At 62.2% G+C, this 2,380-nt stretch carries 2 protein-coding genes and 4 tRNA genes; 5 read left to right on the top strand and 1 reads right to left on the bottom strand.

The window, feature by feature from the left end; translation table 11 throughout:
- Position 1: 1 nt before the first annotated feature.
- The 5 genes from OXG98_19030 (at position 2) to OXG98_19010 (ending at position 1,981) form a co-directional block, all read left to right on the top strand.
- Positions 2 to 78: transfer RNA gene (locus tag OXG98_19030), tRNA-Pro, on the top strand.
- A 57-nt stretch (positions 79 to 135) separates the two neighbouring features.
- Positions 136 to 212, top strand: a tRNA-Arg gene (locus OXG98_19025).
- Positions 213 to 224: 12 nt separating this feature from the next.
- Positions 225 to 301: transfer RNA gene (locus OXG98_19020), tRNA-His, on the top strand.
- 56 nt (positions 302 to 357) lie between these two features.
- Positions 358 to 430, top strand: a tRNA-Lys gene (locus tag OXG98_19015).
- Positions 431 to 463: 33 nt separating this feature from the next.
- Positions 464 to 1,981: a GMC oxidoreductase gene (locus tag OXG98_19010; GenBank protein ID MCY3774102.1), complete on the top strand. Its 1,518-nt coding sequence runs from the start codon at positions 464 to 466 to the stop codon at positions 1,979 to 1,981.
- 71 nt (positions 1,982 to 2,052) lie between these two features.
- Here OXG98_19010 and OXG98_19005 read toward each other — a convergent pair.
- Positions 2,053 to 2,380 (bottom strand): SPFH domain-containing protein (locus OXG98_19005; protein MCY3774101.1); only part of this gene is annotated, 328 nt, incomplete at its 5' end.

The raw sequence follows: 2,380 nt of genomic DNA, 5'->3' as shown, positions 1-2,380 counted from the left end.
TCGGGGCATGGCGCAGTCTGGTAGCGCATCTGCTTTGGGAGCAGAGGGTCGGGGGTTCAAATCCCTCTGCCCCGACCAATTTGCGGGATGAAGCAGGGACGGATTTCCAATCCGCCCCCGGTAAGCCCAGGACTTGCGCCCGTAGCTCAACCGGATAGAGCATCGGCCTTCTAAGCCGAGGGTTAGAGGTTCGAGTCCTCTCGGGCGCGCCAATTGCAGTCACGGTGAGTGTAGCTCAGTCAGGTAGAGCGCCGGATTGTGGTTCCGGTGGTCGTGGGTTCGATCCCCATCACTCACCCCAAATCTCCAATTCCCGGTCAGTTCCGGGGACTATTGTGCCGTGATATACTCGCCCGCGGGCCGTTAGCTTAGTTGGTAGAGCAGGGGACTCTTAATCCCAAGGTCCAGGGTTCGAATCCCTGACGGCCCATCGTTTTCTTAAACTCCTGCCCGAGGCAAAGCAATGACAAGGCTTGACAATGAATTTCAACACGATGCCGACGTCATCGTGATCGGCAGCGGGTTCGGCGGTTCCGTAGCGGCGTCGCGTCTGGTTGATGCCGGGAGGTCGGTACTGTTGCTGGAGCGCGGCCCGTGGCGGGATACAGTTCCGGTGCGGGAAGCCGGCATCACGAACACCAGGCCGTTGCCGCGCAACGGCGGCATAACGAGTGTGATACGTTCGCTGCATCCGCCGTTCGGACCGAAGCGCGGGATCAGGCTGAACAGGTCCGGTTTCCTGGACCTGTGGATCGGCCAGGGTGTCAAGGCCGTGTGTACCTCAGGGATGGGCGGGGGCAGCCATATCTGGGCCGCCATGCTGGAACAGCCCCCGGAGGGTTTCTGGAACGGGCGCGCCGCCGGGCTGAGTGATGATGTTCTGGCCGGCCATTACGACCGGACATTGCAGGAGTTGAAGGGCGTCCAACCGCCTGACCCTGCGCGGGTGCCCAACCACACCGACCACGCCTGGGCAGGGGAGGATTATTTCACTCCCCTGGGACCCGGTGAGCAGCCGCCAATGGCTGTCCTGTACCCGGAGCAGGACAGCGCCCCGCAACCACAAACCGATGAACACGGGATTGTGCGCATGCCCATGGATTTCCATAAGGAGCACGGCATGTTCGGCAGTCCGGACGGGTCCAAGTCCACCGTGGATGCGCTTTACCTGTTGCCGGCAATGCAAAAGGGCCTGGCCGTCAGGCCGATGCACGAAGTCCGGGCCATTTTCCGGCAAGGGAACGGGGGCTACCGCGTAAAAGTGCATGACCTGGATAAAAGGCGGGATCTCTTCTTTAGCGCGCCCGAAGTAGTGCTGGCGGCGGGCACCATGAATACCAACCACGTGCTGCTGCATTCATGCCGCAAGGGCGGTCTCGACGCACTGCCGGAGCTGGGCAAGGGGTTTGGCGCCAACGGCGACCTGATCGGTTCCTGGCCGGTTCCGGAGGATGGTTCCCGGGATTCCGTGCTGGGGCCGCCGGTGCACGGCCGCGTCAGGATAAAGGGGCATGAAGACAGCGCCTACGTCATCCTCGCCGCCGGTGACACGCCGCCGGTTCCCGGTTTCCTGTATGCAAAGGCCAGGGCAAAGGCCGGGCGGGCGTTTGACGTGGTGGCCATGTCGCAGGATGCGGCCGACGGGCTCGTCCGCATGGACAAGGGCCGGATGAAATTTTCGTTTTCGATGGACGGCTCACCCAGCTACGCGGCGACCATGCGCGCCTTCGAGGCGCTCGGTGAATTGTCCGGCCGTCCGCTCAGGTTTGATGCAGGAAGCGTAATGACCGCCCATCCCATGGGCGGTTGCCGTATCAGCGATGATGCGACGGCGGGTGTGGTGGACGGGGCGGGGCAGGTGCACGGGTGCCCCGGTCTGTATATCGCGGATGCGTCGGTGTTTCCGCAGCCGGTGGGTGTGCCGCCCTCGCTGAGTATTGCGGCGTGGGCGTCCCATGTGGCGGGGCGGATGACTGGATAGTTGGGGTCAGAGTAAAATTTCTGGCGAAATTCTTACTCTGACCCCGGTAGCTGAACTGACGACCTAAAGCCTCAGTCGCTATCCCCCTTACCCATCAACTGAAACGTCTTCAGGAAATCTACGGGTATGGGAAAGGCGATAGTGGAGCTTTTCTCGCCGGCGATCTCGGTCAGGGTCTGCAGGTAGCGTAGCTGCATGCTGTTGTTGTTCCGGCCCAGTATCGTGGCGGCTTCCAGCAGTTTCTCTGAGGCCTGGAGTTCGCCCTCGGCGTGGATGATCTTGGCCCGGCGTTCGCGTTCCGCCTCCGCCTGCCTGGCGATGGCCCGGATCATGCTCTCATCCAGGTCGACGTGCTTGATTTCGACATTCGCCACCTTGATGCCCCAGGCGTCGGTCTGC

Source organism: Gemmatimonadota bacterium (assembly GCA_026706345.1).
Classification (GTDB): domain Bacteria; phylum JAAXHH01; class JAAXHH01; order JAAXHH01; family JAAXHH01; genus JAAXHH01.
Note: the sequence above shows the minus strand (reverse complement) of the source record. Positions and strands in the feature narration are given on the sequence as shown.